Source organism: Bacillus sp. SLBN-46, from assembly GCF_031453555.1.
In the GTDB taxonomy this organism is placed as follows: Bacteria; Bacillota; Bacilli; order Bacillales; family Cytobacillaceae; genus Neobacillus.
Map to the genome: position 1 here is coordinate 296,772 of NZ_JAVIZM010000001.1, position 26,387 is coordinate 323,158.

The 26,387-nt window shown below is 40.2% G+C and carries 41 protein-coding genes; 2 read left to right on the top strand and 39 right to left on the bottom strand.

Annotated features, from left to right (window positions below; all coding sequences use genetic code 11):
• Positions 1-17: 17 nt before the first annotated feature.
• Both QFZ87_RS01495 and QFZ87_RS01500 read left to right on the top strand, forming a co-directional pair.
• Positions 18-1,106 carry a GerAB/ArcD/ProY family transporter gene (locus QFZ87_RS01495; RefSeq protein WP_309856884.1) on the top strand — a complete coding sequence of 363 codons (1,089 nt, stop codon included), beginning with the start codon at positions 18-20 and terminating at the stop codon, positions 1,104-1,106.
• Positions 1,103-2,164, top strand: a complete 1,062-nt coding sequence (locus QFZ87_RS01500) for a Ger(x)C family spore germination protein (protein ID WP_309856887.1) — start codon at positions 1,103-1,105, stop codon at positions 2,162-2,164. The genes QFZ87_RS01495 and QFZ87_RS01500 overlap by 4 nt, the downstream gene beginning before the upstream one ends.
• 56 nt (positions 2,165-2,220) lie before the next feature.
• Here QFZ87_RS01500 and nhaC read toward each other — a convergent pair whose 3' ends face one another.
• The 39 genes from nhaC to tuf all read right to left on the bottom strand — a co-directional run bounded on the left by nhaC (position 2,221) and on the right by tuf (position 26,378).
• Positions 2,221-3,639, bottom strand: coding sequence for a Na+/H+ antiporter NhaC (nhaC, locus tag QFZ87_RS01505; RefSeq protein ID WP_309856890.1), 1,419 nt, complete (start codon positions 3,637-3,639; stop codon positions 2,221-2,223).
• 523 nt (positions 3,640-4,162) lie between these two features.
• Complete coding sequence (locus QFZ87_RS01510) at positions 4,163-4,870, bottom strand: hypothetical protein (protein ID WP_309856893.1); 708 nt, start codon at positions 4,868-4,870, stop codon at positions 4,163-4,165.
• Between the two features lie 313 nt (positions 4,871-5,183).
• The gene (gene rpsI, locus QFZ87_RS01515) at positions 5,184-5,576 is read right to left on the bottom strand and encodes a 30S ribosomal protein S9 (RefSeq protein WP_098533175.1); all 393 of its coding nucleotides are present in this window, start codon (positions 5,574-5,576) and stop codon (positions 5,184-5,186) included.
• Positions 5,577-5,596: 20 nt separating this feature from the next.
• Positions 5,597-6,034, bottom strand: coding sequence for a 50S ribosomal protein L13 (rplM, locus tag QFZ87_RS01520; protein ID WP_309856899.1), 438 nt, complete (start codon positions 6,032-6,034; stop codon positions 5,597-5,599).
• A gap of 260 nt (positions 6,035-6,294) precedes the next feature.
• Positions 6,295-7,032, bottom strand: a complete 738-nt coding sequence (gene truA, locus QFZ87_RS01525) for a tRNA pseudouridine(38-40) synthase TruA (RefSeq protein ID WP_309856902.1) — start codon at positions 7,030-7,032, stop codon at positions 6,295-6,297.
• A 12-nt stretch (positions 7,033-7,044) separates the two neighbouring features.
• Positions 7,045-7,842, bottom strand: coding sequence for an energy-coupling factor transporter transmembrane component T family protein (locus QFZ87_RS01530; RefSeq protein ID WP_309856904.1), 798 nt, complete (start codon positions 7,840-7,842; stop codon positions 7,045-7,047).
• Complete coding sequence (locus QFZ87_RS01535) at positions 7,839-8,705, bottom strand: energy-coupling factor ABC transporter ATP-binding protein (protein WP_309856907.1); 867 nt, start codon at positions 8,703-8,705, stop codon at positions 7,839-7,841. The genes QFZ87_RS01530 and QFZ87_RS01535 overlap by 4 nt, the downstream gene beginning before the upstream one ends.
• Positions 8,681-9,520 carry an energy-coupling factor ABC transporter ATP-binding protein gene (locus QFZ87_RS01540; protein WP_309856909.1) on the bottom strand — a complete coding sequence of 280 codons (840 nt, stop codon included), beginning with the start codon at positions 9,518-9,520 and terminating at the stop codon, positions 8,681-8,683. Before QFZ87_RS01540 ends, QFZ87_RS01535 begins: the two co-directional genes overlap by 25 nt.
• 360 nt (positions 9,521-9,880) lie before the next feature.
• Positions 9,881-10,243 carry a 50S ribosomal protein L17 gene (gene rplQ / locus QFZ87_RS01545; RefSeq protein ID WP_307282758.1) on the bottom strand — a complete coding sequence of 121 codons (363 nt, stop codon included), beginning with the start codon at positions 10,241-10,243 and terminating at the stop codon, positions 9,881-9,883.
• Positions 10,244-10,297: 54 nt separating this feature from the next.
• Complete coding sequence (locus tag QFZ87_RS01550; RefSeq protein WP_309856917.1) at positions 10,298-11,242, bottom strand: DNA-directed RNA polymerase subunit alpha; 945 nt, start codon at positions 11,240-11,242, stop codon at positions 10,298-10,300.
• Between the two features lie 177 nt (positions 11,243-11,419).
• Positions 11,420-11,809 (bottom strand): 30S ribosomal protein S11, encoded by a 390-nt coding sequence (rpsK, locus tag QFZ87_RS01555; RefSeq protein WP_026574109.1) that lies wholly within the window; start codon positions 11,807-11,809, stop codon positions 11,420-11,422.
• Positions 11,810-11,830: 21 nt separating this feature from the next.
• The gene (gene rpsM, locus QFZ87_RS01560; protein WP_166243776.1) at positions 11,831-12,196 is read right to left on the bottom strand and encodes a 30S ribosomal protein S13; all 366 of its coding nucleotides are present in this window, start codon (positions 12,194-12,196) and stop codon (positions 11,831-11,833) included.
• A 22-nt stretch (positions 12,197-12,218) separates the two neighbouring features.
• Positions 12,219-12,332, bottom strand: coding sequence for a 50S ribosomal protein L36 (gene rpmJ / locus QFZ87_RS01565; RefSeq protein WP_000868344.1), 114 nt, complete (start codon positions 12,330-12,332; stop codon positions 12,219-12,221).
• Positions 12,333-12,369: 37 nt separating this feature from the next.
• Entirely contained in the window at positions 12,370-12,588 is a 219-nt protein-coding gene (gene infA / locus QFZ87_RS01570) for a translation initiation factor IF-1 (RefSeq protein WP_007085268.1), read from the bottom strand.
• A gap of 183 nt (positions 12,589-12,771) precedes the next feature.
• Positions 12,772-13,518 carry a type I methionyl aminopeptidase gene (gene map / locus QFZ87_RS01575; RefSeq protein WP_309856923.1) on the bottom strand — a complete coding sequence of 249 codons (747 nt, stop codon included), beginning with the start codon at positions 13,516-13,518 and terminating at the stop codon, positions 12,772-12,774.
• Positions 13,515-14,168, bottom strand: a complete 654-nt coding sequence (locus QFZ87_RS01580) for an adenylate kinase (protein ID WP_309856926.1) — start codon at positions 14,166-14,168, stop codon at positions 13,515-13,517. The genes map and QFZ87_RS01580 overlap by 4 nt, the downstream gene beginning before the upstream one ends.
• A 57-nt stretch (positions 14,169-14,225) precedes the next feature.
• Positions 14,226-15,521, bottom strand: coding sequence for a preprotein translocase subunit SecY (secY, locus tag QFZ87_RS01585; protein WP_309856929.1), 1,296 nt, complete (start codon positions 15,519-15,521; stop codon positions 14,226-14,228).
• Positions 15,521-15,961 (bottom strand): 50S ribosomal protein L15, encoded by a 441-nt coding sequence (gene rplO, locus QFZ87_RS01590; protein ID WP_309856931.1) that lies wholly within the window; start codon positions 15,959-15,961, stop codon positions 15,521-15,523. The genes secY and rplO overlap by 1 nt, the downstream gene beginning before the upstream one ends.
• Positions 15,962-15,993: 32 nt before the next feature.
• Positions 15,994-16,176, bottom strand: coding sequence for a 50S ribosomal protein L30 (gene rpmD / locus QFZ87_RS01595; protein WP_307413407.1), 183 nt, complete (start codon positions 16,174-16,176; stop codon positions 15,994-15,996).
• 13 nt (positions 16,177-16,189) lie between these two features.
• Positions 16,190-16,690, bottom strand: a complete 501-nt coding sequence (rpsE, locus tag QFZ87_RS01600) for a 30S ribosomal protein S5 (RefSeq protein ID WP_309856938.1) — start codon at positions 16,688-16,690, stop codon at positions 16,190-16,192.
• Between the two features lie 24 nt (positions 16,691-16,714).
• The gene (gene rplR / locus QFZ87_RS01605; RefSeq protein ID WP_308081557.1) at positions 16,715-17,077 is read right to left on the bottom strand and encodes a 50S ribosomal protein L18; all 363 of its coding nucleotides are present in this window, start codon (positions 17,075-17,077) and stop codon (positions 16,715-16,717) included.
• 32 nt (positions 17,078-17,109) lie between these two features.
• Positions 17,110-17,646, bottom strand: coding sequence for a 50S ribosomal protein L6 (gene rplF / locus QFZ87_RS01610; protein ID WP_309856945.1), 537 nt, complete (start codon positions 17,644-17,646; stop codon positions 17,110-17,112).
• 31 nt (positions 17,647-17,677) lie between these two features.
• Positions 17,678-18,076 carry a 30S ribosomal protein S8 gene (gene rpsH, locus QFZ87_RS01615; protein WP_283921071.1) on the bottom strand — a complete coding sequence of 133 codons (399 nt, stop codon included), beginning with the start codon at positions 18,074-18,076 and terminating at the stop codon, positions 17,678-17,680.
• Between the two features lie 29 nt (positions 18,077-18,105).
• Positions 18,106-18,291, bottom strand: a complete 186-nt coding sequence (locus QFZ87_RS01620) for a type Z 30S ribosomal protein S14 (protein WP_034676107.1) — start codon at positions 18,289-18,291, stop codon at positions 18,106-18,108.
• A 24-nt stretch (positions 18,292-18,315) separates the two neighbouring features.
• Entirely contained in the window at positions 18,316-18,855 is a 540-nt protein-coding gene (gene rplE, locus QFZ87_RS01625; protein ID WP_309856952.1) for a 50S ribosomal protein L5, read from the bottom strand.
• A 28-nt stretch (positions 18,856-18,883) separates the two neighbouring features.
• A complete protein-coding gene (rplX, locus tag QFZ87_RS01630) occupies positions 18,884-19,192 on the bottom strand; it encodes a 50S ribosomal protein L24 (RefSeq protein WP_308081560.1) in 309 nt (102 codons plus the stop codon).
• A 36-nt stretch (positions 19,193-19,228) separates the two neighbouring features.
• On the bottom strand, positions 19,229-19,597 hold the full coding sequence (gene rplN, locus QFZ87_RS01635; protein ID WP_308081561.1) for a 50S ribosomal protein L14: 369 nt from the start codon (positions 19,595-19,597) through the stop codon (positions 19,229-19,231).
• A gap of 39 nt (positions 19,598-19,636) precedes the next feature.
• Positions 19,637-19,900, bottom strand: a complete 264-nt coding sequence (gene rpsQ / locus QFZ87_RS01640; RefSeq protein ID WP_309856954.1) for a 30S ribosomal protein S17 — start codon at positions 19,898-19,900, stop codon at positions 19,637-19,639.
• A 22-nt stretch (positions 19,901-19,922) separates the two neighbouring features.
• Entirely contained in the window at positions 19,923-20,123 is a 201-nt protein-coding gene (gene rpmC / locus QFZ87_RS01645; RefSeq protein ID WP_040203247.1) for a 50S ribosomal protein L29, read from the bottom strand.
• A complete protein-coding gene (rplP, locus tag QFZ87_RS01650; protein ID WP_307282803.1) occupies positions 20,113-20,547 on the bottom strand; it encodes a 50S ribosomal protein L16 in 435 nt (144 codons plus the stop codon). The genes rpmC and rplP overlap by 11 nt, the downstream gene beginning before the upstream one ends.
• Positions 20,548-20,549: 2 nt before the next feature.
• Positions 20,550-21,206: a 30S ribosomal protein S3 gene (gene rpsC / locus QFZ87_RS01655; protein WP_308081563.1), complete on the bottom strand. Its 657-nt coding sequence runs from the start codon at positions 21,204-21,206 to the stop codon at positions 20,550-20,552.
• Positions 21,207-21,209: 3 nt separating this feature from the next.
• A complete protein-coding gene (rplV, locus tag QFZ87_RS01660; protein ID WP_309856959.1) occupies positions 21,210-21,551 on the bottom strand; it encodes a 50S ribosomal protein L22 in 342 nt (113 codons plus the stop codon).
• A 17-nt stretch (positions 21,552-21,568) separates the two neighbouring features.
• Positions 21,569-21,847 carry a 30S ribosomal protein S19 gene (gene rpsS / locus QFZ87_RS01665; RefSeq protein WP_026565526.1) on the bottom strand — a complete coding sequence of 93 codons (279 nt, stop codon included), beginning with the start codon at positions 21,845-21,847 and terminating at the stop codon, positions 21,569-21,571.
• A gap of 60 nt (positions 21,848-21,907) precedes the next feature.
• Positions 21,908-22,738, bottom strand: coding sequence for a 50S ribosomal protein L2 (gene rplB / locus QFZ87_RS01670; RefSeq protein ID WP_309856962.1), 831 nt, complete (start codon positions 22,736-22,738; stop codon positions 21,908-21,910).
• Between the two features lie 29 nt (positions 22,739-22,767).
• Entirely contained in the window at positions 22,768-23,055 is a 288-nt protein-coding gene (gene rplW / locus QFZ87_RS01675; RefSeq protein ID WP_307290695.1) for a 50S ribosomal protein L23, read from the bottom strand.
• The gene (rplD, locus tag QFZ87_RS01680; protein ID WP_308081567.1) at positions 23,052-23,675 is read right to left on the bottom strand and encodes a 50S ribosomal protein L4; all 624 of its coding nucleotides are present in this window, start codon (positions 23,673-23,675) and stop codon (positions 23,052-23,054) included. The genes rplW and rplD overlap by 4 nt, the downstream gene beginning before the upstream one ends.
• A gap of 29 nt (positions 23,676-23,704) precedes the next feature.
• A complete protein-coding gene (rplC, locus tag QFZ87_RS01685; RefSeq protein WP_309856966.1) occupies positions 23,705-24,331 on the bottom strand; it encodes a 50S ribosomal protein L3 in 627 nt (208 codons plus the stop codon).
• Positions 24,332-24,369: 38 nt separating this feature from the next.
• Positions 24,370-24,678, bottom strand: coding sequence for a 30S ribosomal protein S10 (gene rpsJ / locus QFZ87_RS01690; RefSeq protein ID WP_066094693.1), 309 nt, complete (start codon positions 24,676-24,678; stop codon positions 24,370-24,372).
• A 512-nt stretch (positions 24,679-25,190) separates the two neighbouring features.
• Positions 25,191-26,378, bottom strand: coding sequence for an elongation factor Tu (gene tuf, locus QFZ87_RS01695; protein ID WP_308081569.1), 1,188 nt, complete (start codon positions 26,376-26,378; stop codon positions 25,191-25,193).
• Between the last annotated feature and the right edge of the window lie 9 nt (positions 26,379-26,387).

Consider the following 26,387-nt stretch of genomic DNA (forward strand, 5'->3'; position numbering starts at 1 on the left):
AACGCGGAGGAAGTGTTATGGAACAATTAGTGCCGGAAAAAGCAAAAGTATCGCCTTTTTTAGTTTTCTTTCTCGTCCATACGATGCAGCTGGGCATAGGCGTTCTTGGCTTTCAACGCATTATCGCTTTAACAGCAGGATATGATGCATGGATATCGGTGATTTTTGCAGGTTTAAGCATTCATATCATTATATGGATGATGTATAAAATACTTGAGACAGTCGATGGTGATATCATTACTGCCCATTCGTTTGTTTTTGGGAAGAAAATTGGTAAACTCCTTTCACTTCCATTTGTCCTTTATTTTTTGATGATTGCCTTGACCACTCTCAGAACATTTATTGAAGTCGTCCAAGTGTGGATGTTCCAGGATATGAGCACCTTTTGGTATTCCTTCGCTTTTTGTGGATTAGCCATTTATATTATCTTTGGAGGCTTTAGAACGGTTACCGGAGTGGCTTTTTTTGGAGTCGTCCTCCCTGCCTACTTAATCTTAACTTTTTTCTTTACGATTCCTTATGCAGATGTACAAAATTTGCTTCCTATATTTGATCACTCACTTAAGGATTTGGCTATGGCATCTTATCAAATGTCGCTAACCTACCTTGGGTACGAAGTATTGTTATTTATTTATCCCTATATTAAAGACCCTCAAAAATCGAAAAAGTGGGCACATTTAGGGGCCCTTTACACAACTGTACTCTATACTTTGCTTACAATTGTAACTTTCATCTATTTTTCAGAGGGACAGTTGCAAAAAAATATTTGGGCCACCCTCACGATGTGGAAAGTGGTTGAAATGCCCTTTGTTGAAAGATTCGAATACATTGGGATCGCTAATTGGAATATCATCATTCTCCCTAATTTTTGCATCGCCCTTTGGTGTGGTAGCCGGATTGTTAAAAGAGTAACCACCATAAAACAAAAATATGGCGTCCTACTTTTAGCAATGGCTACTTTAATTTTTATTAATTTTTTTAAGTCACGGGAACAAATAAATACTATTATCGACTATACTGGAAAAATTGCCTTTTTCCTTAATTACGGTTATATTCCGTTGTTATTTTTCCTTGTGTTAATTGTTAAGAAGGTGAAGAAAAAATGAGAAAATTCCTTACCTTAGTTATTGTTTCGGCCATTCTTACTGGATGCGTACGAAAAGAAATTTTAGACGATGTCAATCTAGAAACGGGAAGTGCCTATGATTATATTGATAATGATATCCGCGGTACGGCTCTCATTCCTGTTTATTTACCCGATAAATCAGTTGAAAATAAAACCTTTTCCGCTTCCTCTAGTCTAAGTAGAGACTTTTTAAGAGATGTTCAGCGTCAATCTTCTGACCCTCTCGTAACAGGATCGCTTAAAGTGGTTCTTTTTGGAGAAAAGCTTGCGAAGCAGAAAGGAATTTTAGCCCTCATCGACTCCTTTCAACGGGATCCAAGCATCGGTGCTGGCCTTTACCTAACTGTTACCGAAGGGGAAGCTAAAGATGTTATTGAAGGAAAATATGGAAAAAGAGGAAATGCTGTCTATCTCTCCAATCTTATTCGCCATAATATGAAGTCCAAAGATTTGCCGAAAACAAATCTACAACGATTTTTATTTGATTTTCACCAAAAGGGAAAATCCCCCTATCTGCCACAAATTCGTTCGTTAAGTGATGATCAAATAGAAATTAGCGGCATCAGCTTTTTTCGATATGGTAAAGTGGTTGAGACCATACCAGCTGCAGATATGTTTTATTTTAAGCTTCTTGTAGACAACTACAGTGAGGGAACCTTAAAGGTAAACATAGATAAAGAAATTGCATCCATCGAAAGTATTCGGTCGAAATTCAAGATGAAACTCGTAGCTAGGAATCCCTATACCGTAAATTTACACATTAAAGTGAAAGCCATGTTAAATGAATACACAGGAGCTATTGTGAAACCAAAAGATATAAAGAAGATTGAAAAAAAGGTGGAAAAGGACATTGAATCAGTTTGTCTTAAGTTAACAAAAGGTTTTCAAGATAAAGAAATTGATCCCGTAGGATTTGGCCATTTTATAAAAAGTAGAACAAGGAATTTCGACTTTAAAAAGTGGGATACAGACTATCAATATTTGAAAGTCAATGTTCATGCAGAAGTGAGCATAGTCGAATCAGGTGTCATTGAGTAAATTAAGCTAAAAAAAGAGACTCCCAGCCGTATTCAATTGCTAGGAGTCTCTACTAGTTAATTCATATTTTGTGACTGATTCATTTTGTAGATTTTAGCAGGCTTCGGAAGCGTAATCCCTGTAAAACCGTAAAAAACGGTGAGTAGCGGTGAAAATAAACAAAACAACGCAAATGGAAAATATTCTGTAACGGCAACCCCAAGGACTGAGGCTAAAAACACACCGCATACACTCCACGGTACGAGCGGATTAACAACTGTCCCCGCATCTTCAAGTACCCGTGAAAGATGCTTTGGTTCCAAGCCTGCTTTTTTGAAATGCTCTTTAAATGCGTTTCCAGGCAAAAGAATAGATAAGTATTGCTCACCAAGTATAAAATTTACTGCAATAGCCATTCCGGCCGTTGCACTGATTAATATGGACACACGGTTTAATAGGGAATTGATCATGGATAAAACCGCTGGTATAATTCCTAATCTGAAAAGCAGGCCTCCCATACTCAGTGCAAGCAGAATGACTGATATGCTAAACATCATGCTTTCCATTCCGCCCCGTGTCAGAATTGAATCAACTTCCTTTATCCCACTTTCAGATTTGTAACCAGAATAGAGCAGGTCCAAAAATCCTTTACCGCCTAATCCTCCCTTTATCCACAACGAGATAATAAGAGCAGATAAAATGCCTGCGGAAAGCGTTGCAATGGCAGGGACCTTTTTAGCAGCCAAAATGGCAAGGATTAAGAATGGTAATAGTGAATACCAGTGCACTAGGCTCATATCTAGTAAAGTATTCTTAATAACGGGAATTTGTTGAATGCTATTTGCTGTTTCCGCTGGGGATAGAACCAGATACACGATAAACGAAAGAATAAAAGCAGGGATGGTGGTCCATGCCATATTTTTTATATGTTCAAATAAATCAACTCCTGCCACACTGGATGCAAGGTTTGTTGTATCGGATAGAGGCGACATTTTATCACCGAAGAAAGCACCTGATACTACTGCCCCTGCCGTGATTACAGGCGAAATGCCTAGTGCAGTGCTTGCAGAAACAAAAGCAACTCCTACTGTTGCAGCAGTGGTTAAAGAGCTACCTATACTGAGTCCTATAAGGGATGTTACGACAAAAACAATGGCATAGTAAAATTTCCCCGATACTAAGTCAACCGCAATATAAATAAAAGTTGGAATAGTACCACTAGCCATCCAACTGCTTATCAGCATCCCAATAAAAAAGAAAATCATAACAGCTGCGATGCCTGATTTAGCTCCATTGGCCATGGCTTCTTCCAAATCTTTAAAGCTTATTTTTTTTATTACACCATACCCCATTAATAGAGCTATGCCAGATATAATCGCTAGGTGTGGGACCACCTGAAGGCCAATGATCAAATACCCTACCAGCCCCATTAAAGCCGCTATAATCAACAAGGCTTCAGCTGGTTTAATGGCTAATACTTTTTGTTCTTGTTCCATAAAAAAATTTCCTCCTAATAAAGATATTAATAAACGCAAAAAAGCCCCTCCGACTAGGGACGAAAGGACTCCGCGTTACCACCCTAATTGGCAAGGTTAAATCTTGTACCCCTCGCCCTCTTAAAAAAGTCTGCCTGTATAAAACAGCTGTACTTCAAAATGATCACTGCCCAGATTTTCACCCTCCATCTGGTCTCTATTTGCTGCTCATGACATTTCTACTATAACTGTAGGCGTTTTATTTACTATTTTACTAAAACGCTTTTAAGCGTTAAAGTGTGTGTGTAAACAATATACAACGGCGTTCATTATTTGTCAAAAGGTTTTTTAACATAATAAAAAAGACTCCCAACCAAATAGCTAATATAAGCTTCAAAATTTGTCGATATCTACTTAGAATTTGTCGATATTTCCCGGGAATTTGTTGAAAATTGAAAAATAGTGGATACGTGTATTTGTTTGGATTAATCACCAGTTATATCGCCCGGCGATACGAACAAAAAAAAAGCCTTTAACAGGCACTTTACTTTCCGAATATGGAGAAAAGCCACGCCCATTTTTCTTTAGGCTGTTGTATCGCTTCTTCTAAACGTTTATTAAAAACATTTTGTGAAATCCATTCATTTTTCTGTTCGTCCCGCATATTTTGTATTTCCTTTTGTAAGAAATCGCTTATTTGTTGCTCCTGTTGCAGCAATGTTTCGTAATGGGTCATTTGTTGTTCAGTTAATTTTTCAATTTTAGCATGAGTTTTTTGTGCAGAATTTCCAATATTAGAACTTATAACATGATGATCTTGCTGGAGCCGGGAAACCTGTGTTTTAAGCTGAGACATATCGTTTGTCAGTTGAATATTCATTTCACGTGTGGCTGCGAGTTCTTTAGCTAAAAACATTAAGATCTCTTCTAATTGTTTGAGGTCCTGGGGTAAATTACCATATGTATCGGGTATAGCAATCTCAGTTTCATTGGGTCCTTCTAAACTTTCTTTTTGTTTATATACGATGTCTTTAGCTGTTTCGTCTAGGGGCTTGTCCGTATCGCGTAACGCTATAAGAGCTCTGATGTCAGATTGTACAAAAATACGCCGATCTCCATCTTTCAAAAACTCATATCCATTCCGCTCTAAGATTTGGCCATACTTTCGAACAGTTGGTGTTGCAATTCCTAATTCTTCTGCCACTTCTTTGGAAGAAAAAGCTTGTTCATTAGGTTGTATATCACGTCGCATATCGCACCTCCTTTTTTATTAAATATGAACGTTTTCAAGTGAATTTGCAAGGGTCATATCACCTAGCGATACAAAATAAAAAAGAGAACCACTTAACCCTATTACAAAGAAAGGTTTTTTGATGAATTTGCACTGTATATCGCCCAGCGATACGAAAACCCCATTCGATTCTGGATAAGTAGGAATCATAATTTCCTTCCTGCAGCCAAACGAGGCAGTCTATGATATATGGTCAAACTGTGGTCAAAAGCCTATTTTCTAAATAAAAAGACCCCCAACCAAATTGGTTGAGAGTCTTTGATGTTCGCAAAGATTAACGCTTTGAGAACTGAGGCGCACGACGAGCACCTTTAAGACCGTATTTTTTACGCTCTTTCATACGTGCATCACGAGTTAATAAACCTGCGCGCTTTAATGTTGGACGGAACTCAGGGTCAGCTTGAAGTAATGCGCGAGCAATACCGTGGCGGATTGCGCCAGCTTGACCAGTGTATCCACCGCCGCTTACGTTTACAAGAACATCATAGCTGCCTACAGTTTCAGTAGCTACTAATGGTTGTCTTACAACAACACGTAAAGCTTCAAATGGGATATAATCTTCGATTTCACGACCGTTAACTACAATTTTACCTGTGCCTGGAACTAGACGCACACGTGCGACTGAGCTCTTACGGCGACCAGTACCGATATATTGAACTTGTGCCAAGTTAATTCCCTCCCTCTAAATTATCCGCGAAGTTCGTAAACTTCAGGTTTTTGTGCTTGGTGCGGATGTTCGCTACCAGCATATACGTGTAATTTTTTGATCATTTGACGGCCAAGAGAATTCTTTGGAAGCATACCTTTAACAGCAAGCTCGATCATTTTCTCAGCATAGTTTGTACGCATTTCAAGAGCAGTTCTTTGCTTTAAACCACCAGGATGCATGCTGTGACGGTAGTAGATCTTGTCAGTTAATTTCTTTCCTGTTAGTTCTACTTTAGATGCATTAAGAATGATTACATTATCACCAGTGTCAACATGTGGTGTAAAAGTTGGTTTGTTTTTACCACGTAGAATTGATGCTACTTCAGAAGCAAGACGTCCAAGAGTTTTGCCCTCAGCATCAATCACGTACCATTTACGCTCGATATTGTTGGCATTTGCCATAAACGTTGTACGCATGAGTTTCCCTCCTAATTAAATCCATTAAAGATTATTTTTTCGCACCTTTATAAAGCAGTTAATGTTTATTCTGTTCCGGGAATCAACATTATTGCCCTTGTGCGCTTAAGTTTTCTAATTCATATATTTTCAATCACGATGAAGACTTTCCGGGGCTTAATCGTGGGATTAAAAACACACACATATAATATAATAAATACTTTGGGTCCATATGTCAAGAGGATGTTACACCTGGTTGGGTTGTTTTATTTCAAATGTTATTAATAAAAAACTTCCCATAGATATAAACCATGGGCCGGAGCCGTTTTTCCAGCCAGGCGGCGATCTTTTTTTTCTAGAATGGCAGGGATGTCCTCAGGGTCTCGGTCACCTGAACCGACTTCTAGCAAAGTGCCTACCAAAATACGAACCATATTATACAAAAATCCGTTTCCGACAAAGCGAATCGTAAGCTGGTCATCTTCCAGCAAAAAATCAATTGTTTTAACGGTTCGTATTTTATCTTCTACTTCTGTTCTTGCAGAACAAAAGCTGGTAAAGTCATGGGTGCCAAGGAAATATTTACTTGCTTTCTTCATAGCTTCTAAATTGAGACGATACGGGTACCGATAGGCAAAGACCCTCTGAAAAGGATCCCTTTTTGATGATAAGAGCAGCACATAGCGATACTCTTTCCCTATCGCATCAAACCTGGAATGAAAGCTGTCGTTCACTTTTTTAACCGAAAGAATTGAAATATCCTCCGGCAGCATCGAATTTAGTGCAATTTCCCACCGATCCTCAGCAATAGGCAAGGGAGAATCAAAATGAATTACCTGTCCCTTGGCATGAACGCCTGCATCTGTTCGTCCAGAGCCTGCAACCTTCACAGAGGTGCCCTTATGCATTTTTGCTAAGACAGCTTCTATCTCTCGTTGTACAGTCCTCTTATTTGGTTGTACTTGATACCCGGAGAAACCCGAGCCATCATAAGATATAATGCATCTGTATCTTTGCATGATTTCGCTCCATTATGAACGTAATAAGATTAAAAATATGGTTAAAACACCTAAGAGTACTAATTGCAGGGAATCGCCCAACTGCCATTCCAGCTGCCTGTATTTTGTTCTTCCTTCGCCACCGCGGTATCCTCTTGCTTCCATCGCTATGGCCAGTTCTTCCGCCCGTTTAAAGGAGCTGACAAACAACGGTATAAGAAGCGGGATAACTGCCTTAATCCGCTCCATAAAAGGACCACTTGAAAACTCAACGCCACGGGCCATTTGAGCCTTCATGATTTTGTCTGTTTCCTGCATTAATGTTGGGATGAAACGTAAGGAAATAGACATCATTAGAGCCATTTCATGGACAGGAAAATGTACCTTTTTTAATGGATTTAAAAGAGTTTCTAGTCCATCTGTAATTTCAATAGGAGTGGTTGTTAAAGTTAACAACGAAGTCATTAAAATCAAGAAGAAGAAGCGTAAAGAAATAAAGATCCCCTGTCTGACACCTTCTTCGTATATTTTAATCGGTCCCCAATGATATAAAAGGTCCCCTTGTTTCGTAAAGAACAGTTGTAAGGCTAAGGTGAAGAGCACAAGCCATAGAACCGGTTTCAGCCCACCATATAAGAAACGAACAGGAATACGGGCCAAACCAAGCATGAATAAGGTATAAATCCCTATAAGTGCATAAGTAACTGCATTATTTGCTAAAAAAATAACACATACAAATAAAAAGATTACCAACAATTTAGACCGAGGGTCCATTTTGTGGATAAGTGAATCGGCAGGAACATAACGGCCAAAAATCATTTTCTCCATCATGAGCGAACACCTCTTAACGCTTCAGTAACCGCTTCAGACAACTCTTCTATTGATAGATACATTTTATCGAGTTTTACACCCATCTTCTCTTCAAGCTTTAGCTGGAAACGAACCACTTCTGGAACATCCAATCCCATTTGTACCAACTGGGCAGGCGCAGAAAAGATGTCTTCTGGTGTTCCTTTATTTACTACTTTTCCTTGCTGCATGATGACAATTTGGTCTGCATATCTAGCCGCATCTTCCATACTATGTGTAACTAAAATAGTGGATAGATTTCTTTCCTTGTGAAGTGTATAAAACATATCCATAATTTCTTTCCGGCCGCGTGGATCAAGTCCTGCGGTAGGTTCATCTAAGACAATAACATCTGGTTCCATGGCCAACACACCAGCAATTGCGACTCGACGCATTTGCCCACCAGATAGATCAAAAGGAGATTTTTCTAAGACCTCTTCCCCAAGTCCTACCTGTTTTAAGGCAATGCGCGCCCGCTTTTTTGCTTCAGTTTCAGAAACACCGAAATTAAGTGGACCAAAAATAATATCCTTTTCTACTGTTTCTTCAAAAAGCTGATGTTCCGGAAATTGAAAAACGATGCCTACCTTTTGCCGTACTTGTTTTAAATTCTTATTTTTTTGTTGTGCTCTAATTTCATGTTCCCCAATCTTAACCGTTCCATTAGTTGGTTGTAAAAGGGCATTTAAGTGCTGTAGAACCGTTGACTTGCCAGAACCAGTATGACCGATTATTGCCAAGTATGTTCCCGATGGAATATCAATAGATACATCCTCAATCGCTAGACGTTCAAAAGGAGTGTTTGCTTGATAACGGTATTCTATATGTTGAAGCGAGATGTCCATAGCTCTGTCACCAACTCTTCTTCCGATAAATAATGCTTGGATAGATCAATCCCTTTTTGACGGAAAGCTTTGCTCATTTTAACCGAGAACGGAATATCCAATCCTAATTGAATCAACTGCTCGTCCATTGAAAAAATCTCTTCCGGTACGCCTTCACGGAAAACCTCACCTTTATTCATGACAATAATTCGATCTGCTTTTGCCGCCTCTTCTAGATCATGGGTAATAGAGATAACAGTTAAAGACTTTTCTTCTTTTAATACTCTAACCGTCTCTAAAACCTCCTCACGACCTCTTGGATCAAGCATGGAGGTAGCCTCATCTAGAATAATAATAGAAGGTCTTAAGGCAAGTACGCCAGCAATCGCTACACGCTGCTTCTGTCCACCTGAAAGATGGTGGGGCTCTTGATATAGAAATTTATCCATTTTCACTTTCTTCAATGAATCTTCCACACGTTGGACCATTTCATCTCTAGGTATGCCATGATTTTCTAGACCAAAAGCCACATCATCCTGTACAGTTGTACCGACAAACTGGTTATCGGGGTTTTGGAATACCATCCCTAATTTTTTACGGATATCCCATATCGTTTCTTCATTCAAACCTATGCCGCATACCGTGATATCGCCCTTTTGTGGGAATTGTAACCCATTAAGGAGCTTTGCCATAGTAGACTTACCAGAGCCATTATGACCGACAATCGCCAGCCATTCACCTTCATAGATATCGAATGTAACATTATTAAGTGCGTAGCGTTCTTGTCCTTCGTATTGAAAGGAAACTTCCTTAAGTGAAACAATTGATTCGTTCATTGTAATTCCTCCTCTCGACTAACATACTAAACTAAGCTCTACTAAGACAATATTTTTACATATAAAAAAAGCCCGCACCTCGTCCCCGGGCAGCAAATCTACGGCTGCAATAAGGAATTTCTATAAAGAAATGAGAGGAGGTGCATGAGCTAGACGAGACGTGAAAAAGAAAACAAAAGTGTATATGAATCGTTTTCAATCCCAGGGAGTACTACTCCCTTCATGCTCCTACACGTAGGAGTCACGCTCATCATAACACTCGTTTGGCTTGGATTGAACAATATATTCTCTTACAGAAAAAGGGCAAAGAACAAGTTTGTTTGTAAACTGTCCAGCGCCCTTGTTGTCTGTTAAAAGGTATTAAACTAACTCGATAATAACCATTGGCGCACCGTCACCGCGGCGAGGTCCAAGTTTCATAATACGAGTATATCCACCTTGACGCTCTTGATAACGTGGAGCGATATCAGCGAAAAGTTTTTGTACAGCATCTTGACCATTTTCAGCATTAGCAACTTCATTACGAACGTAAGAAGCAGCTTGACGACGAGCATGTAAATCGCCGCGCTTACCTAAAGTGATCATTTTTTCAACAGTCACACGAAGTTCTTTCGCGCGAGTTTCTGTTGTTTCGATGCGCTCGTTGATAATTAAATCTGTAGTTAAATCACGTAGCATAGCTTTACGCTGTGCACTTGTGCGTCCTAACTTTCTGTATGCCATGAAGGGTTCCCTCCTTTGTTGAAGTCATTAAACGGATCGTAAGCAGCGTTTGAACTAGTCGTCCTTACGCAAGCCTAATCCAAGCTCTTCTAGTTTCGCCTTCACTTCTTCGAGTGATTTGCGGCCTAAGTTACGAACCTTCATCATATCTTCTTCAGTCTTATTAGCTAATTCCTGAACAGTGTTGATTCCAGCACGCTTTAAGCAGTTATAAGAACGAACAGAAAGGTCTAGTTCTTCAATAGTCATTTCAAGAACTTTTTCTTTTTGATCTTCTTCTTTTTCGATCATAATTTCAGCATTTTGAGCTTCATCGGTTAACCCAACGAAAATGTTCAAATGCTCGGTCAAAATTTTCGAACCAAGAGCAATCGCTTCTTTTGGCCCAGTGCTTCCATCTGTCCAAACATCTAGCGTTAGCTTATCAAAATTTGTCATTTGACCTACGCGGGTATTTTCTACCTGATAGGACACACGAGAAACTGGTGTAAAGATTGAGTCAATTGGAATCACACCAATTGGTTGATCTTCTCTCTTGTTCAGATCAGCCGGAGTGTAACCACGACCACGTCTAGCAGTTAAGCGCATGCGAAGATGACCATTTGAAGCTAATGTAGCAATATGAAGGTCTGGATTTAAGATCTCAACATCACTATCATGAGTGATATTGCTAGCTTTAACAGGTCCTTCACCCTGAACATCAATCTCAAGTGTTTTTTCTTCGTCAGAGTAGATTTTTAAAGCTAATTTCTTAATGTTTAAAATGATGGATGTTACATCCTCTACGACGCCTTCAATTGTTGAGAACTCATGAAGTACCCCATCGACCTGAATCGATGTAACAGCGGCACCTGGGAGTGAAGATAGTAGGATACGACGTAAGGAGTTACCCAAAGTGGTACCATATCCACGCTCAAGTGGCTCTACGACGAACTTCCCGTACTTGGCATCATCGTTGATCTCAACCGTTTCGATTTTTGGTTTTTCTATTTCGATCATCAAATAACCCTCCTTCAAAACGTCGAAACCTCAATTAGATAATTTCACTAATTGAAATTCCCCCATGTATACGTTCCCGTTTTGTGCACAACAACTGGAATAAATTCTCTGTATGAACTCTAAAAAATTAGTATCATATCCATTATAGACGCTTGATACAACTTCTATACAGAAAAATTAAACACGACGGCGTTTTGGTGGACGGCATCCATTATGAGGAACAGGTGTAACGTCTTTAATTGCAGTTACTTCAAGACCAGCAGCTTGAAGTGCACGGATAGCAGCTTCACGGCCTGCACCAGGTCCTTTAACTGTAACTTCTAAAGTTTTCATACCATGTTCGATAGATGTCTTTGCTGCAGTTTCAGCTGCCATTTGCGCTGCGAATGGAGTAGATTTACGAGAACCTTTAAATCCAAGCGCTCCAGCACTTGACCATGAAATTGCATTACCATGAACATCAGTGATTGTTACAATCGTATTGTTAAATGTTGAACGGATATGAGCGATCCCAGATTCAATATTCTTTTTAACACGACGTTTACGTGTATTAGTTTTACGTGCCATTTAAATAACCTCCTTTGCCGATTACTTCTTCTTGTTCGCAACAGTCTTACGAGGACCTTTGCGTGTACGAGCGTTGTTTTTCGTATTTTGTCCACGAACCGGTAAACCACGACGATGACGTAATCCGCGGTAGCAGCCGATTTCCATTAAACGCTTAATGTTAAGAGAAATTTCACGGCGAAGATCACCTTCAACTTTTAATTTGTCAATGATGTCACGGATTTTGTTTAATTCGTCTTCTGTTAAATCACGCACACGAGTATTTTCAGAAACACCTGCTTCAGCTAATACTTTTTGTGCAGTATTTTTACCAATACCATAAATGTAAGTTAAAGAGATAACTACACGCTTTTCACGTGGAATATCTACACCAGCAATACGTGCCATATTTTAGCGCACCTCCTTCAGATTAACCTTGTTTTTGTTTATGTTTAGGGTTTTCACAGATAACCATAACTTTTCCGCGTCTACGGATAACTTTGCACTTTTCGCAGATCGGTTTAACAGATGGTCTTACTTTCATTATCCTAACCTCCTTAATGGTACGGAGTGCAAGCTGATTATTTAAAGCGGTAAGTAATTCTTCCGCGTGTTAAGTCATATGGAGAAAGCTCAACAGTCACCTTGTCACCCGGAAGGATTCGAATGAAGTGCATTCGAATTTTGCCAGAAACATGAGCTAGCACAGTATGACCATTTTCTAATTCTACCTTAAACATTGCATTTGGCAAAGTTTCAATTACTTTACCTTCAATTTCGATTACATCATCTTTGGCCATCGGTCTCGTCTCCCTTCTCTATTCAGAATAGCGTTCGCCAATACATAGTAGGGCGCATTGGGTCAATTCTTCATACGTAATCCTGCAACCTTACAATTTTAACATAATGAGTAGCATTCTGTCCTCTAGTAACTATTACAAATTACAAATATTTCGGATTAGAATGGGTCTAGTAATAAAATACTAAATTTTAGTTAATATTTCAAAACCTGTTTCAGTGATCGCAATCGTGTGCTCAAAATGTGCACACCATTTCCCATCCACTGTAACAACCGTCCAATCGTCAGCCAATGTTTTTACATACCGGCTTCCGGCATTCACCATCGGTTCAATTGCAAGGACCATACCAGGCTTTAATACAGGACCTTTGTTTGGTAGACCAAAATGAGGAATATCTGGATCCTCATGTAAGTCTTGCCCTACTCCGTGCCCTACATACTCACGTACAATAGAAAAGCCATTTGCTTCCACATACTTTTGTATCGCATGGGAGATGTTCGAGAGTCGCTCGCCCGGTTTAGCTTCCTTTAAGCCTTGATAAAGTGACTCCTCTGTTACGTCGAGTAGACGTTGGGAATTTTCATCAATCTTTCCTACAGCATAGGTCCAAGCTGAATCACCATGGTAGCCGTTATACTTAGCACCGATGTCGATACTAATGATATCGCCCTCATTTAGGACACGGTCACCAGGAATTCCATGAACAAGCTCGTTGTTCACACTTGCACAGATACTGCCGCGAAAACCATTATACCCTTTAAACGAAGGAAAAGCATCCCTGCTGGTGATAAACTCTTCAGCAATTCTGTCCAATTCACGCGTTGTCATACCTGGAGCGATATGTTTCTTTAACTCCTGATGAGTCATAGCAACTATTCGACCAGCTTCCCGCATGATGTCAATTTCCTTAGGGGTTTTACAAATGATCATTCAGCTAAGCCCCCAAGTAATTCCTCGATATCAATAAGTACTTTATTAATATCTTGTTGACCATCAATTGTGCGTAAATAACCCTTATCCTCATAAAAAGCTAATAATGGTGCAGATTGCTTGATGTTAACGTCTAAGCGATTTTGAACCGTTTCTGCATTATCATCTGCTCTTTGGTACAGCTCCCCGCCGCAGCGGTCGCAGACACCCTCTTTTGCAGGAGGATTAAAGACTAAATGATAAGTAGAGCCACAGTCCTTGCATATCCGTCTTCCAGTCAAACGATCCATTAAAATACTTTTATCCACGTCGATATTAATCACGTAGTCAATCTTTTTATCTAGATCAGCTAATAGATTCTCTAACGCTTCTGCTTGAGGTACAGTCCTAGGAAAGCCGTCTAGTAAGAATCCCTTTTGACAGTCATCTTTACTTAAACGTTCACGTACAATGCCGATTGTTACTTCATCAGGAACAAGTTCGCCTTTGTCCATGAAAGATTTTGCTTGTAACCCTAGTTCAGTTCCTTCTTTCATCGCTGCACGGAACATATCTCCAGTAGAGATATGAGGGATGCCGTATTTTTCGACGATTCGTTCAGCTTGAGTACCTTTACCTGCACCAGGTAGCCCCATTAAAACTAAATTCACACGTGTTCCCCCCTCGTGCTATAAATAGGTTTTAGGGAACAATAGTCCCCAAAACCATTACTTTATAAATCCTTTATAATGACGTTTAACCAGTTGAGCTTCAAGCTGTTTGTACGTGTCAAGCGCAACGCCGACAACGATCAAAAGACTAGTTCCTCCAATTTGAGCCGATTGCGGTAAGTTCGCTATTTTAATAAAAATAGTTGGAAGTACTGCAATGATGGTTAGGAAGATTGCACCAACAAAAGTTAATCGATATAAAACGCGAGTTAAGTATTCCTGCGTGCTCTTACCAGGACGAATTCCTGGGATGTAGCCGCTTTGCTTCTGTAAGTTTTCCGCTGCTTGTTCAGGGTTAACTTGAATAAAAGCATAGAAATAAGTGAACGCGATAATTAATACTGCATATAGCGTCATCCCAATTGGATGAGAATAATCTAGGTTTCTGTTAATCCAAAGCGTGACATCATTTGTTGGAAAAAATGATGCAACTGTTCTTGGTGTTACAATGAATGAAACTGCGAAGATGACAGGGATAACACCTGCAGCGTTAACTTTTAACGGCATGTGTGTGGACTGTCCTCCAACAGGATTCTTTCCTGCAACAACACGTTTTGCATATTGAATCGGAATTTTACGATTGGCTTGTTGAATGAAAATAACACCAACAACAATTGCAATAATAGCGAGTACTATTAATACAACTGTTACAATACGTATAAATAAGGCATCTCCTGCGTTTTCAAATTGCTGAACATAAATTTGATTAATAGTTGAAGGCATACCCGCAACGATCCCTGCAAAGATGATGATGGAAATACCATTTCCAACACCCTTTTCAGTGATCTGCTCACCTAACCACATCAAGAAAGCTGTACCAGCAGTAAGTGTAACGGCAATCAGTAGATACGTACCAATTCCAGGGTTTTCAATCAAACGGCCACTTGCTAAGTTATTAAAACCGTATGACATACCTAATGCTTGGATAAATCCAAGCACAACAGTGAAATAGCGAGTGAATTGAGCAATCTTACGACGTCCAGATTCACCTTGCTTGGACCATTCCGTAAATTTAGGAACAACGTCCATTTGTAACAACTGAATGATAATGGAAGCTGTGATATACGGCATAATACCCATTGCAAAGATGGAGAATTGTTTCAATGCTCCACCGCCAAAGGTATTTAAAATACCGAAAACACTAAGCTTATCCTGACTAGCAAGTACATCAGCATTAACATTCGGTACAGGAATGAATGTACCTAGTCGAAAGACGACTAGCATTAAGAGGGTGAATATGATCTTACGTCGTATATCACCCACGCGCATAAAATTGGAGATTGTCTGGAACATTAGATCACCTCAGTAGTTCCACCAGCAGCTTCGATCGCTTCCTTAGCAGCAGAGGAGAATTTGTGAGCTTTTACAGTCAACTTTTTCTCTACGTTCCCTTTAGCAAGAATCTTGATTCCTGCTTTTTCGTTACTTACAACGCCTGTTTCGATAAGAAGTTCTGGAGTAACTTCTGTACCTTCTTCAAAGCGATTTAATGCATCAAGATTGACAACAGCATATTCTTTGCGGCTGACATTTGTAAATCCGCGTTTTGGTAAACGACGGTATAAAGGTGTTTGACCACCTTCAAAACCTAGACGTACACCACCGCCTGAACGAGCATTTTGTCCTTTATGACCTTTACCAGCGGTCTTACCTTGACCAGAACCGATACCACGTCCTAAACGTTTACGCTCTTTACGAGAACCTTCGGCAGGTTTTAATTCATGAAGTTTCATATTGGCACCTCCTTATGAAAGAAAAGAATCAATTATTGTTCTTTAACTGTTACAAGGTGAGCAACTTTATTAATCATACCGCGAATCGCAGCGTTATCTTGATGCTCAACTGTTTGATTTAATTTACGTAAACCTAATGCAGTAACTGTCGCGCGTTGGTCCTCAGGGCGACCAATTACACTACGGTTGAGGGTAATTAAAAGTTTATTCGCCATTTGATTTCCCTCCTTATCCTAACAGTTCTTCTACTGATTTACCACGTAATTTGGCTACGTCTTCAGCACGTTTTAATTGTTTTAATCCGTCAATAGTAGCACGAACCATGTTGATTGGAGTGTTAGTTCCTAATGATTTAGAAAGGATATCAGCAACTCCACCTAATTCAAGAACGGCACGAACTGGACCACCAGCGATAACTCCTGTACCTTCAGAAGCAGGCTTTAGAAGGATTTCGCCAGCACCAAAGCGTCCAATTACTTGGTGAGGAATGGTTGTTCCGACCATTGGTACTTCGATTAAGTTTTTCTTTGCATCTTCGATGGCTTTACGAATAGCATCAGGTACTTCTTGAGCTTTACCAGTACCGAAACCAACGTGACCGTTTTTATCGCCTACAACAACAAGGGCTGTGAAGCGGAAACGACGTCCACCTTTAACAACTTTCGCAACACGGTTAACTGTGACTACGCGTTCTTCTAGTTCAAGTTTGTTTGGATCAATACGACGCATCTTTTTGTGTCCCTCCTTTGTCTTTTAGAATTGTAAGCCGTTTTCACGGGCAGCATCAGCTAATGCTTTAATACGTCCATGGTATAGGTATCCGCCACGGTCAAAGACAATTGAAGTGATACCTTTTTCTACCGCACGTTTAGCGACTAATTCACCGATCTTTTGTGCAGCTTCAACGTTACTAGTAGATTCAAGACCGAAATCTTTTTCTTTAGTAGAAGCACTTGCTAAAGTTACTCCAGCCATGTCATCGATTAATTGAGCATAAATATGCTTATTTGAACGAAACACATTTAGACGTGGACGAGCAGAAGTACCGCTAAGTTTCGCACGAACACGAGCATGTCTTTTCTTGCGAGTAGCGTTTTTATCTTGCTTCGTAATCATTTACGTCACTCCTTTCGTTTACCTATGCGGCATTACTTACCTGTTTTACCTTCTTTACGACGAACGTTTTCGCCTTCGTAACGGATTCCTTTACCTTTATAAGGCTCTGGAGGACGTACTCCGCGGATATTGGCAGCTAATGCACCAACACGTTCTTTATCAGTACCCTTTATAATAACTTTTGTATTAGCAGGTACTTCGATTTCAAGGCCAGCTTCAGGTTCAATTTCAACTGGGTGAGAATAACCTACGTTCAATACAAGCTTGTTACCTTGCTTTTGAGCACGATATCCAACCCCGATTAACTCAAGGTTTCTTGTAAATCCGTTGGAAACACCTTCAACCATGTTCGCAATCACTGCACGAGTTGTACCGTGCAACGCGCGGTGTTCTTTCACGTCAGATGGACGAGCGATCGTTACAACGTTCTCTTCAACGTTGATTGTGATATCAGGATTAAAAGTACGAGTTAATTCGCCTTTAGGTCCTTTAACAGTTACTGTACTACCGTTTAAAGTAACAGTAACACCTGCTGGAATTTCAATTGGTTTTTTTCCTACGCGAGACATTTAGTGCACCTCCATTCATTCAAAAACTCGATTACCAAACGTAAGCTAATACTTCTCCGCCGACTTGTTTTGCACGAGCTTCTTTATCTGTAATAACACCTTGTGATGTTGATACTAAAGCGATACCAAGACCGTTAAGAACGCGTGGTACCTCATTTGATTTAGCGTAAACTCGAAGTCCAGGCTTGCTTATGCGCTTAAGACCAGTAATAACACGTTCGTTATTTGCACCGTATTTTAAGAAGATACGGATAATACCTTGTTTGTTGTCTTCGATAAATTCGACGTCACGTACGAAACCTTCGCGCTTTAAAATTTCAGCAATTTCTTTTTTTAGATTAGAAGCAGGCACTTCTAACTTTTCGTGACGTACCATATTCGCATTACGAATGCGAGTAAGCATATCAGCAATTGGATCTGTCATGACCATTATTTTTACCTCCTTCCCAGACTTGGGTTTTACCAGCTAGCTTTTTTAACACCAGGAATTTGTCCTTTGTACGCTAATTCGCGGAAACAAATACGACAAAGCTTAAATTTACGGTATACAGAGTGTGGACGGCCACAACGTTCGCAGCGTGTATACTCTTGTACTGCATATTTAGGCGTGCGCTTTTGTTTCGCAATCATTGACTTTTTAGCCACGTTTTCGCCTCCATTATTTAACGATTACTTTTGGAATGGCATTCCAAATTGAGTTAAAAGTTCACGAGATTCTTCATCAGTGTTAGCAGTCGTTACGATAACGATATCCATACCACGAACTTTGGTTACTTTATCGTAATCAATTTCAGGGAAGATTAATTGTTCTTTAATTCCCAATGTATAGTTACCGCGACCATCGAAAGCTTTTTTAGAAACTCCACGGAAGTCACGTACACGAGGTAAAGAAACGGAAATTAATTTATCCAAGAATTCGTACATGCGCTCACCGCGAAGAGTAACTTTTGCACCGATTGGCATACCTTCACGAAGACGGAAGCCAGCGATAGACTTTTTCGCACGAGTTACTAATGGTTTTTGACCTGTGATAGTTGCAAGTTCTTCAACTGCATTATCAAGAGACTTAGCATTCGCTACTGCGTCACCAACACCCATATTCACAACGATTTTTTCAAGTCTAGGAACTTCCATAACTGATTTATAGTTGAACTTGCTCATAAGAGCAGGAGTAACTTCTTTAACAAACTTTTCTTTTAGGCGGTTCACTTATTGTACCTCCCTTCTAAAATTTAAACTATTTATCTAAAACTTCACCGGATTTTGCTACGCGTACTTTTTTGCCATCAACCGCAGTGTAACCTACACGAGTTGGGTTACCTGATTTAGGATCGATAGGCATTACGTTTGATACATGAATAGGAGCCTCAAAACTGATAATTCCGCCTTGTGGATTCACTTGAGAAGGCTTAGCGTGTTTTTTAACAATGTTAACACCTTCAACTAGTACACGGCTTTCTTTAGGATAAGCAGCTAGGATTACACCTGTTTTGCCTTTATCCTTACCAGAGATGACTCTTACTTTATCACCTTTTTTTACATGCATCTGTGCGCACCTCCTTAAAGGCAATTAAATTTGAAATTATAATACTTCTGGAGCTAAAGAAACAATTTTCATAAAGTTGTTATCGCGAAGTTCACGGGCAACTGGTCCGAAGATACGAGTACCACGTGGGCTTTTGTCGTCTTTGATAATTACACATGCGTTTTCATCAAAACGAATGTAAGAACCATCATTACGGCGAGCACCGCTCTTTGTACGTACAATAACAGCTTTAACCACATCACCTTTTTTAACAACGCCACCAGGTGTTGCTTGTTTTACTGTACATACGATCACATCACCAATACCAGCAGTTTTGCGACCAGAACCTCCAAGAACTTTAATCGTAAGTACTTCACGAGCACCAGAGTTGTCAGCAACTTTTAAACGTGATTCTTGTTGAATCATGTGTGTAACCTCCCTTCGGAATGAACATAATCCGAACCATTAAATAATTACAGCTTTTTCTACTACTTCTACTAAACGGAAGCGTTTTGTAGCTGAAAGTGGGCGAGTTTCCATAATACGAACTACATCGCCAGTCTTAGCTTGGTTTTGCTCATCATGAGCCTTAAACTTTTTAGAGTACTTAACGCGTTTACCGTATAATGGATGCTTTTTATATGTTTCGACAAGAACAGTAACAGTCTTATCCATTTTGTCAGAAACTACGCGTCCTGTGTAAACTTTGCGTTGGTTACGTTCACTCATAGTGTGAACCTCCTCTCAATCATTACTTGTTAACGCTGATTTCTCTTTCACGAACAACCGTCTTCATGCGAGCAATCGATTTGCGTACTTCACGAATACGAGCTGTGTTTTCAAGTTGTCCTGTCGCCAATTGAAAGCGAAGGTTGAAAAGCTCTTCTTTTAAAGATTTTACTTTTTGTTCAATTTCAGCAGTGGTAAGGTCACGTAGTTCATTAGCTTTCACTTGATTCACCACCAATTTCTTCTCGTTTTACAAACTTACATTTAACAGGAAGTTTGTGCATTGCAAGTCGAAGTGCTTCACGTGCGATTTCTTCAGAAACGCCAGCAATTTCGAACATAATCTTTCCAGGTTTAACAACAGCTACCCAGCCTTCTGGAGCACCTTTACCGGAACCCATCCGCACTTCTAATGGCTTAGCAGTGTAAGGCTTGTGTGGGAAAATTTTAATCCAAACTTTACCGCCACGTTTCATGTAACGTGTCATCGCAATACGAGCAGCTTCGATTTGACGGTTTGTGATCCAAGAAGCTTCAAGTGCTTGTAGGCCGTATTCACCGAAAGTTACTTCAGTACCGCCTTTAGCGTTACCACGCATGTTACCACGGTGTTGACGGCGATATTTTACGCGTTTTGGCAATAACATGATTATTTGCCTCCTTCCGCATTTTTCTTCTTAGTAGGAAGGACTTCTCCCTTATAGATCCATACCTTTACGCCAAGCTTACCATATGTTGTATCAGCTTCAGCTGTAGCATAGTCGATATCAGCGCGAAGAGTATGAAGTGGAACAGTTCCCTCGCTGTAATGTTCAGAACGAGCGATATCAGCGCCGCCAAGACGACCAGATACCATTGTTTTGATACCTTTCGCACCAGCACGCATAGCACGTTGGATAACTTGCTTTTGTGCACGACGGAAAGATACACGGTTTTCTAATTGACGAGCAATATTTTCAGCTACTAGTTTCGCATCAAGATCAGCTCTCTTGATTTCAAGAATGTTGATATGAACGCGTTTGCCAGTTAGTTGATTTAAAGCTTTACGAAGTGCTTCAACTTCAGTACCGCCTTTACCGATAACCATACCAGGTTTAGCTGTATGGATTGTAACATTCACACGGTTAGCAGCACGTTCGATTTCTACTTTAGAAACAGAAGCATCTTTTAAACGCTTCGTGATGTACTCACGAATTTTAAGGTCTTCGTGTAAAAGAGTAGCGAAGTCTTTACCTGCGTACCATTTAGATTCCCAATCACGGATGATTCCGATACGCAAACCGACTGGATTTACTTTTTGACCCACAGCTTATCCCTCCTTCTTTTCTGATAAAACGATTGTAATGTGGCTTGTGCGTTTGTTAATTTGGCTTGCACGGCCCATAGCGCGAGGACGGAAACGTTTTAGTGTCGGTCCTTCATCAACGAATGCTTGAGTAACAACTAAGTTATTAACGTCCATTTCGTAGTTGTGCTCAGCATTTGCCATAGCTGATTTTAATACTTTTTCTACGATTGGAGAAGCAGCCTTAGGAGTGAGATTTAAAATCGCCACCGCTTCACCAATTTGCTTTCCTCGGATTAAATCAACGACTAAACGTGCTTTACGAGGAGCAATACGAACTGTTCTTGCAACAGCTTTAGCTTGCATTTGGATGCCCTCCTCTCTTAACGTCTTGTTTTCTTATCATCGTTACCATGGCCTTTGTAAGCACGTGTTGGAGCGAATTCTCCAAGCTTGTGTCCTACCATGTCTTCAGTAACATAAACAGGCACATGTTTGCGACCATCATAAACTGCGATTGTGTGGCCGATAAATTGTGGGAAGATCGTAGAACGGCGAGACCAAGTTTTAATAACTTGTTTACTCTCAGTTTCATTTAACTTTTCGACCTTAACCATTAAATGATCATCAACAAATGGTCCTTTTTTCAAGCTGCGACCCATGAAGGAACCTCCCTTCGTGACTGTTCTACGGTTCTTTCTTTGAACCGTAGTTCAATCCCGTTATTTTTTACGACGACGTACAATAAACTTATCTGATTTGTTTTTCTTCTTACGGGTTTTGTAACCAAGAGTTGGTTTACCCCAAGGAGACATTGGTGACTTACGTCCGATTGGTGAACGTCCTTCACCACCACCGTGTGGGTGATCGTTAGGGTTCATTACTGATCCACGTACAGTTGGGCGCTTACCTAACCAACGAGAACGACCAGCTTTACCAATGTTAATAAGTTCGTGTTGTTCGTTACCTACTTGACCGATTGAAGCGCGGCACTCAGCAAGAATCATACGAACTTCACCAGAAGTTAAACGCACAAGTACGTATTTACCTTCTTTACCAAGAACTTGTGCAGATGTACCAGCAGAACGAACTAGCTGACCACCCTTACCTGGTTTTAACTCAATGTTGTGTACTACTGTACCAACAGGAATGTTTGCTAATGGAAGAGCGTTACCCACTTTAATATCAGCCTCAGGGCCTGACATTACTTCCATGCCAACTTGTAGATTTTTTGGAGCTAAGATATAACGCTTTTCTCCATCCACATAGTTGATTAATGCAATATTTGCAGAACGGTTTGGATCGTACTCGACAGTGGCAACGCGTCCTGGAATGCCATCTTTGTTACGTTTGAAATCGATGATACGATATTGACGCTTATGGCCGCCACCTTGATGACGAACAGTTAACTTACCTTGGTTATTACGGCCGCCTTTTCTCGTTAATGGAGCTAATAGAGATTTCTCTGGAGTGCTAGTTGTGATTTCTGCGAAATCAGAAGTAGTCATTCCGCGACGACCATTAGAGGTAGGTTTGTACTTTTTAATCGCCATTTTATTTCCCTCCTCTTCTTGTTAGGTTCTTATGCTTCAAAGAATTCGATTTCTTTGCTGTCAGCAGTTAATTTTACAATTGCTTTACGACGTTTGTTTGTGTATCCGCCGAATTTACCCATACGCTTGAACTTACCTTTGTAGTTCATGATGTTTACTTTCTCAACTTCAACGCCGAAGATTTCTTTGATCGCATCTTTGACTTGTGTTTTGTTAGCTCTAACATCAACTTCAAACGTATATTTCTTTTCAGCCATTAGGTCAGTAGAACGCTCAGTGATAACGGGGCGCTTAATGATATCGCGTGCATCCATTATGCAAGCACCTCCTCTACTTTTTCAACCGCTGCTTTAGTCATGATTAATTGATCATGATTAACAACATCTAATACGTTAATGCCATTAGCTGTTACTACTGTTACACCAGGAATGTTACGAGCAGAAAGTGCTACGTTCTCATCTAGGTCAGCTGTAACGATCAAAGCTTTCTTCTCAACAGAAAGACCAGCTAATACAGCTTTAAAGTCCTTTGTCTTTGGAGCTTCGAATGCTAAGTTTTCTAATACTACAATGTTTTCTTCTAGAACTTTAGAAGATAACGCAGATTTAATCGCTAAGCGACGAACCTTTTTAGGTAATGTATAGCTGTAGCTGCGTGGTGTTGGACCGAATACAATACCACCTCCGCGCCATTGTGGAGAACGAATTGACCCTTGACGTGCACGGCCAGTTCCTTTTTGACGCCATGGTTTACGACCACCGCCGCGTACTTCAGAACGAATTTTTGTTTTATGAGTACCTTGACGTAATGAAGCTCTTTGCATAACAATCGCTTCGAATAATACGTGTTGGTTAGGCTCAATACCAAAAACTGCTTCATTAAGTTCGATTTCACCAACTTGTGAACCGTTTTGGTTTAATAATGCTACTTTAGGCATTCCTTTGTTCCTCCTTTCTTAAAATCTATTTATGCTTTAACTGCACCTTTGATTTTTAATAATGCTTTTTTAGCTCCTGGTACGTTACCTTTGATTAGAAGTAAGTTGCGTTCAACGTCAACTTTAATAACTTCAAGGTTTTGAACAGTAACTTGATCTCCACCCATGCGTCCTGGTAATAATTTACCTTTGAATACGCGGTTTGGAGCAACAGGTCCCATTGAACCAGGGCGACGGTGATAACGAGAACCGTGGGCCATTGGGCCGCGTGATTGTCCGTGGCGCTTAATTACACCTTGGAAACCTTTACCCTTTGAGATTCCTGTTACATCTACGATATCGCCTGCAGCGAATAAATCAACTTTGACTTCTTGACCAACTTCATATCCTGCTAAGTCGTCTCCGCGGAATTCGCGAATGAAGCGCTTAGGAGCAGTGTTTGCTTTAGCAACATGTCCTTTTTCAGGTTTGTTAGCTAACTTTTCACGTTTGTCTTCAAAACCAACTTGAACCGCAACATATCCATCGCTATCAACTGATTTCTTTTGAAGAATTACGTTTGGAGCTACCTCAACCACAGTTACAGGGATTAAGTTGCCGTTTTCTGCAAATACTTGAGTCATACCAATCTTTCTTCCTAAGATTCCTTTGGTCATTTAAGTCACACCTCCTATAGAATGTTTGTTTATTTGTATTAAAGTTTAATTTCAATATCGACGCCAGATGGTAAGTCTAAACGCATTAACGCATCAACTGTTTGTGGAGTTGGGTTAACGATGTCGATTAGACGCTTATGTGTCCGTTGTTCGAATTGCTCACGTGAATCTTTGTACTTATGCACCGCACGAAGAATCGTGTAAATAGTTTTTTCAGTCGGTAGCGGAATTGGACCAGATACAGCCGCACCAGAACGTTTTGCTGTTTCAACGATTTTTTCTGCAGATTGATCAAGGATTCTGTGATCATACGCTTTTAAACGGATACGAATTTTTTGTTTTGCCATTATTTTCCCTCCTTTATTCGCCTATTTTCAAAAATAGACATTCTCAGTGGAAATTTCCCTCACACACTCGCCATGGCAAAGCGGCCGGGTGTGTCAGCAACCTTCCACATCATCGCAGTCAAAGACCAACATTGTCTATTATACATAAAACATAAAAGAAACGCAACATCTATTAAGATTTTTTTCTTTATGTTTCTGTCCTGAACACTTTTCTTATTATAGCGGCTGTAAAATACTTTTTCAACTGAAATTATCATTCTCCAATAATATCCTAATTTGAAATGCGGAAACGCCTTGGTCAGCCCCGACAGGCAAATGTTCTTCGGTAAGAAAAGTCCGCACTTTGACTTTTATTGCCGAAGGTTATTTGACCCGAGGGGCTAGGCGTTGGAGCTAGACAGTTTTCAAAGTTAAATTTCAATTCTATTTATATAGAAGAAACTCGGTATATATCTATCTGAAGACACAAAAAAAGCAGATGGATCGTCACCCATCTGCTTTCATATTAAGAATTACTCAGTGATTGTAGTGATTGAACCTGAACCTACTGTACGTCCACCCTCACGGATAGAGAACTTTGTTCCTTCTTCGATCGCGATTGGAGCGATAAGTTCAACAGTCATTTCGATATGGTCGCCAGGCATAACCATTTCAGTTCCTTCTGGAAGATTACAGATACCAGTAATATCAGAAGTACGGAAATAGAATTGTGGACGATAGTTAGTGAAGAATGGAGTGTGACGTCCACCTTCTTCTTTTGATAATACATAAACTTGTGCTTTAAACTTTGTGTGTGGAGTGATTGATTTTGGCTTAGCCAAAACTTGACCACGTTCGATATCTTCACGAGCTACACCACGAAGTAGGGCACCAATGTTGTCACCAGCTTCAGCGAAATCAAGAAGCTTACGGAACATTTCTACACCTGTTACAGTAGTAGATTTTGGCTCTTCAGTGAAACCTACGATTTCAACTACGTCACCAACTTTAACTACACCACGCTCAACACGTCCTGTAGCAACTGTTCCACGACCAGTGATTGAGAATACGTCCTCAACTGGCATCATGAAAGGCTTGTCAGTGTCACGTGTTGGAGTTGGGATGAATTCGTCAACAGCAGTCATAAGTTCAAGAACTTTCTCTTCCCAAGCTGCTTCACCTTCTAATGCTTTAAGAGCAGAACCTTTGATAACTGGAGTGTCATCGCCAGGGAAATCGTATTCTGATAATAGATCACGAATTTCCATTTCTACTAATTCAAGAAGTTCTTCGTCATCAACCATGTCACACTTGTTCATGAATACAACAAGGTAAGGTACGCCTACCTGACGAGAAAGAAGAATGTGCTCACGAGTTTGTGGCATTGGACCATCAGTAGCAGATACTACTAAGATACCGCCGTCCATTTGTGCAGCACCAGTGATCATGTTTTTAACATAGTCAGCGTGTCCTGGGCAGTCTACGTGTGCGTAGTGACGTGCGTCAGTTTCATATTCAACGTGTGCAGTAGAGATTGTGATACCACGCTCTTTTTCTTCTGGAGCACCGTCGATTTGATCGTATGCACGAGCTTCTGCTTTACCTGATTTTGCAAGTACAGAAGTGATTGCAGCAGTTAAAGTAGTTTTACCATGGTCAACGTGTCCGATTGTACCAATGTTAACGTGTGGCTTTGAACGGTCGAATTTAGCTTTTGCCATTTGGAAAAT

What these genes read in the sequence shown, in the direction of transcription:
- QFZ87_RS01510 (WP_309856893.1), bottom strand. Translation starts at nt 4,870, where the DNA reads ATGCGACGTGATATACAACCTAATGAACAAGCTTTTTCTTCCAAAGAA.
- rplV (WP_309856959.1), bottom strand. Translation starts at nt 21,551, where the DNA reads ATGCAAGCTAAAGCTGTTGCAAGAACAGTTCGTATTGCTCCTCGTAAA.
- rpsQ (WP_309856954.1), bottom strand. Translation starts at nt 19,900, where the DNA reads ATGAGTGAACGTAACCAACGCAAAGTTTACACAGGACGCGTAGTTTCT.
- tuf (WP_308081569.1), bottom strand. Translation starts at nt 26,378, where the DNA reads ATGGCAAAAGCTAAATTCGACCGTTCAAAGCCACACGTTAACATTGGT.
- rpmD (WP_307413407.1), bottom strand. Translation starts at nt 16,176, where the DNA reads ATGGCGAATAAACTTTTAATTACCCTCAACCGTAGTGTAATTGGTCGC.
- rpsK (WP_026574109.1), bottom strand. Translation starts at nt 11,809, where the DNA reads ATGGCACGTAAAACTAATACACGTAAACGTCGTGTTAAAAAGAATATT.
- QFZ87_RS01540 (WP_309856909.1), bottom strand. Translation starts at nt 9,520, where the DNA reads ATGAACGAATCAATTGTTTCACTTAAGGAAGTTTCCTTTCAATACGAA.
- rplM (WP_309856899.1), bottom strand. Translation starts at nt 6,034, where the DNA reads ATGCGTACAACGTTTATGGCAAATGCCAACAATATCGAGCGTAAATGG.
- rpsH (WP_283921071.1), bottom strand. Translation starts at nt 18,076, where the DNA reads ATGGTCATGACAGATCCAATTGCTGATATGCTTACTCGCATTCGTAAT.
- nhaC (WP_309856890.1), bottom strand. Translation starts at nt 3,639, where the DNA reads ATGGAACAAGAACAAAAAGTATTAGCCATTAAACCAGCTGAAGCCTTG.
- rpmJ (WP_000868344.1), bottom strand. Translation starts at nt 12,332, where the DNA reads ATGAAAGTAAGACCATCTGTTAAACCGATCTGCGAAAAGTGCAAAGTT.
- rplF (WP_309856945.1), bottom strand. Translation starts at nt 17,646, where the DNA reads ATGTCTCGCGTAGGAAAAAAACCAATTGAAATTCCAGCAGGTGTTACT.
- rplN (WP_308081561.1), bottom strand. Translation starts at nt 19,597, where the DNA reads ATGATTCAACAAGAATCACGTTTAAAAGTTGCTGACAACTCTGGTGCT.
- QFZ87_RS01535 (WP_309856907.1), bottom strand. Translation starts at nt 8,705, where the DNA reads ATGGACATCTCGCTTCAACATATAGAATACCGTTATCAAGCAAACACT.
- rpsJ (WP_066094693.1), bottom strand. Translation starts at nt 24,678, where the DNA reads ATGGCAAAACAAAAAATTCGTATCCGTTTAAAAGCGTATGATCACAGA.
- rplC (WP_309856966.1), bottom strand. Translation starts at nt 24,331, where the DNA reads ATGACCAAAGGAATCTTAGGAAGAAAGATTGGTATGACTCAAGTATTT.
- rplX (WP_308081560.1), bottom strand. Translation starts at nt 19,192, where the DNA reads ATGCATGTAAAAAAAGGTGATAAAGTAAGAGTCATCTCTGGTAAGGAT.
- QFZ87_RS01550 (WP_309856917.1), bottom strand. Translation starts at nt 11,242, where the DNA reads ATGATCGAAATAGAAAAACCAAAAATCGAAACGGTTGAGATCAACGAT.
- rplP (WP_307282803.1), bottom strand. Translation starts at nt 20,547, where the DNA reads ATGTTATTGCCAAAACGCGTAAAATATCGCCGTCAACACCGTGGTAAC.
- rplR (WP_308081557.1), bottom strand. Translation starts at nt 17,077, where the DNA reads ATGATTACGAAGCAAGATAAAAACGCTACTCGCAAGAAAAGACATGCT.
- infA (WP_007085268.1), bottom strand. Translation starts at nt 12,588, where the DNA reads ATGGCCAAAGATGATGTAATCGAAATTGAAGGTAAAGTAATTGAAACT.
- rplB (WP_309856962.1), bottom strand. Translation starts at nt 22,738, where the DNA reads ATGGCGATTAAAAAGTACAAACCTACCTCTAATGGTCGTCGCGGAATG.
- rplQ (WP_307282758.1), bottom strand. Translation starts at nt 10,243, where the DNA reads ATGGCATACAGAAAGTTAGGACGCACAAGTGCACAGCGTAAAGCTATG.
- map (WP_309856923.1), bottom strand. Translation starts at nt 13,518, where the DNA reads ATGATCATTTGTAAAACCCCTAAGGAAATTGACATCATGCGGGAAGCT.
- truA (WP_309856902.1), bottom strand. Translation starts at nt 7,032, where the DNA reads ATGCAAAGATACAGATGCATTATATCTTATGATGGCTCGGGTTTCTCC.
- rplO (WP_309856931.1), bottom strand. Translation starts at nt 15,961, where the DNA reads ATGAAACTTCATGAATTAAAACCTGCCGAAGGTTCTCGTAAAGAGCGT.
- rplD (WP_308081567.1), bottom strand. Translation starts at nt 23,675, where the DNA reads ATGCCTAAAGTAGCATTATTAAACCAAAACGGTTCACAAGTTGGTGAA.
- QFZ87_RS01495 (WP_309856884.1), top strand. Translation starts at nt 18, where the DNA reads ATGGAACAATTAGTGCCGGAAAAAGCAAAAGTATCGCCTTTTTTAGTT.
- rpsE (WP_309856938.1), bottom strand. Translation starts at nt 16,690, where the DNA reads ATGCGTCGTATTGATCCAAACAAACTTGAACTAGAAGAACGCGTAGTC.
- secY (WP_309856929.1), bottom strand. Translation starts at nt 15,521, where the DNA reads ATGTTCCAGACAATCTCCAATTTTATGCGCGTGGGTGATATACGACGT.
- QFZ87_RS01500 (WP_309856887.1), top strand. Translation starts at nt 1,103, where the DNA reads ATGAGAAAATTCCTTACCTTAGTTATTGTTTCGGCCATTCTTACTGGA.
- QFZ87_RS01530 (WP_309856904.1), bottom strand. Translation starts at nt 7,842, where the DNA reads ATGATGGAGAAAATGATTTTTGGCCGTTATGTTCCTGCCGATTCACTT.
- rpsM (WP_166243776.1), bottom strand. Translation starts at nt 12,196, where the DNA reads ATGGCACGTATTGCTGGTGTAGATATTCCACGTGAAAAGCGTGTAGTT.
- rpsS (WP_026565526.1), bottom strand. Translation starts at nt 21,847, where the DNA reads ATGGGTCGCAGCTTGAAAAAAGGACCATTTGTTGATGATCATTTAATG.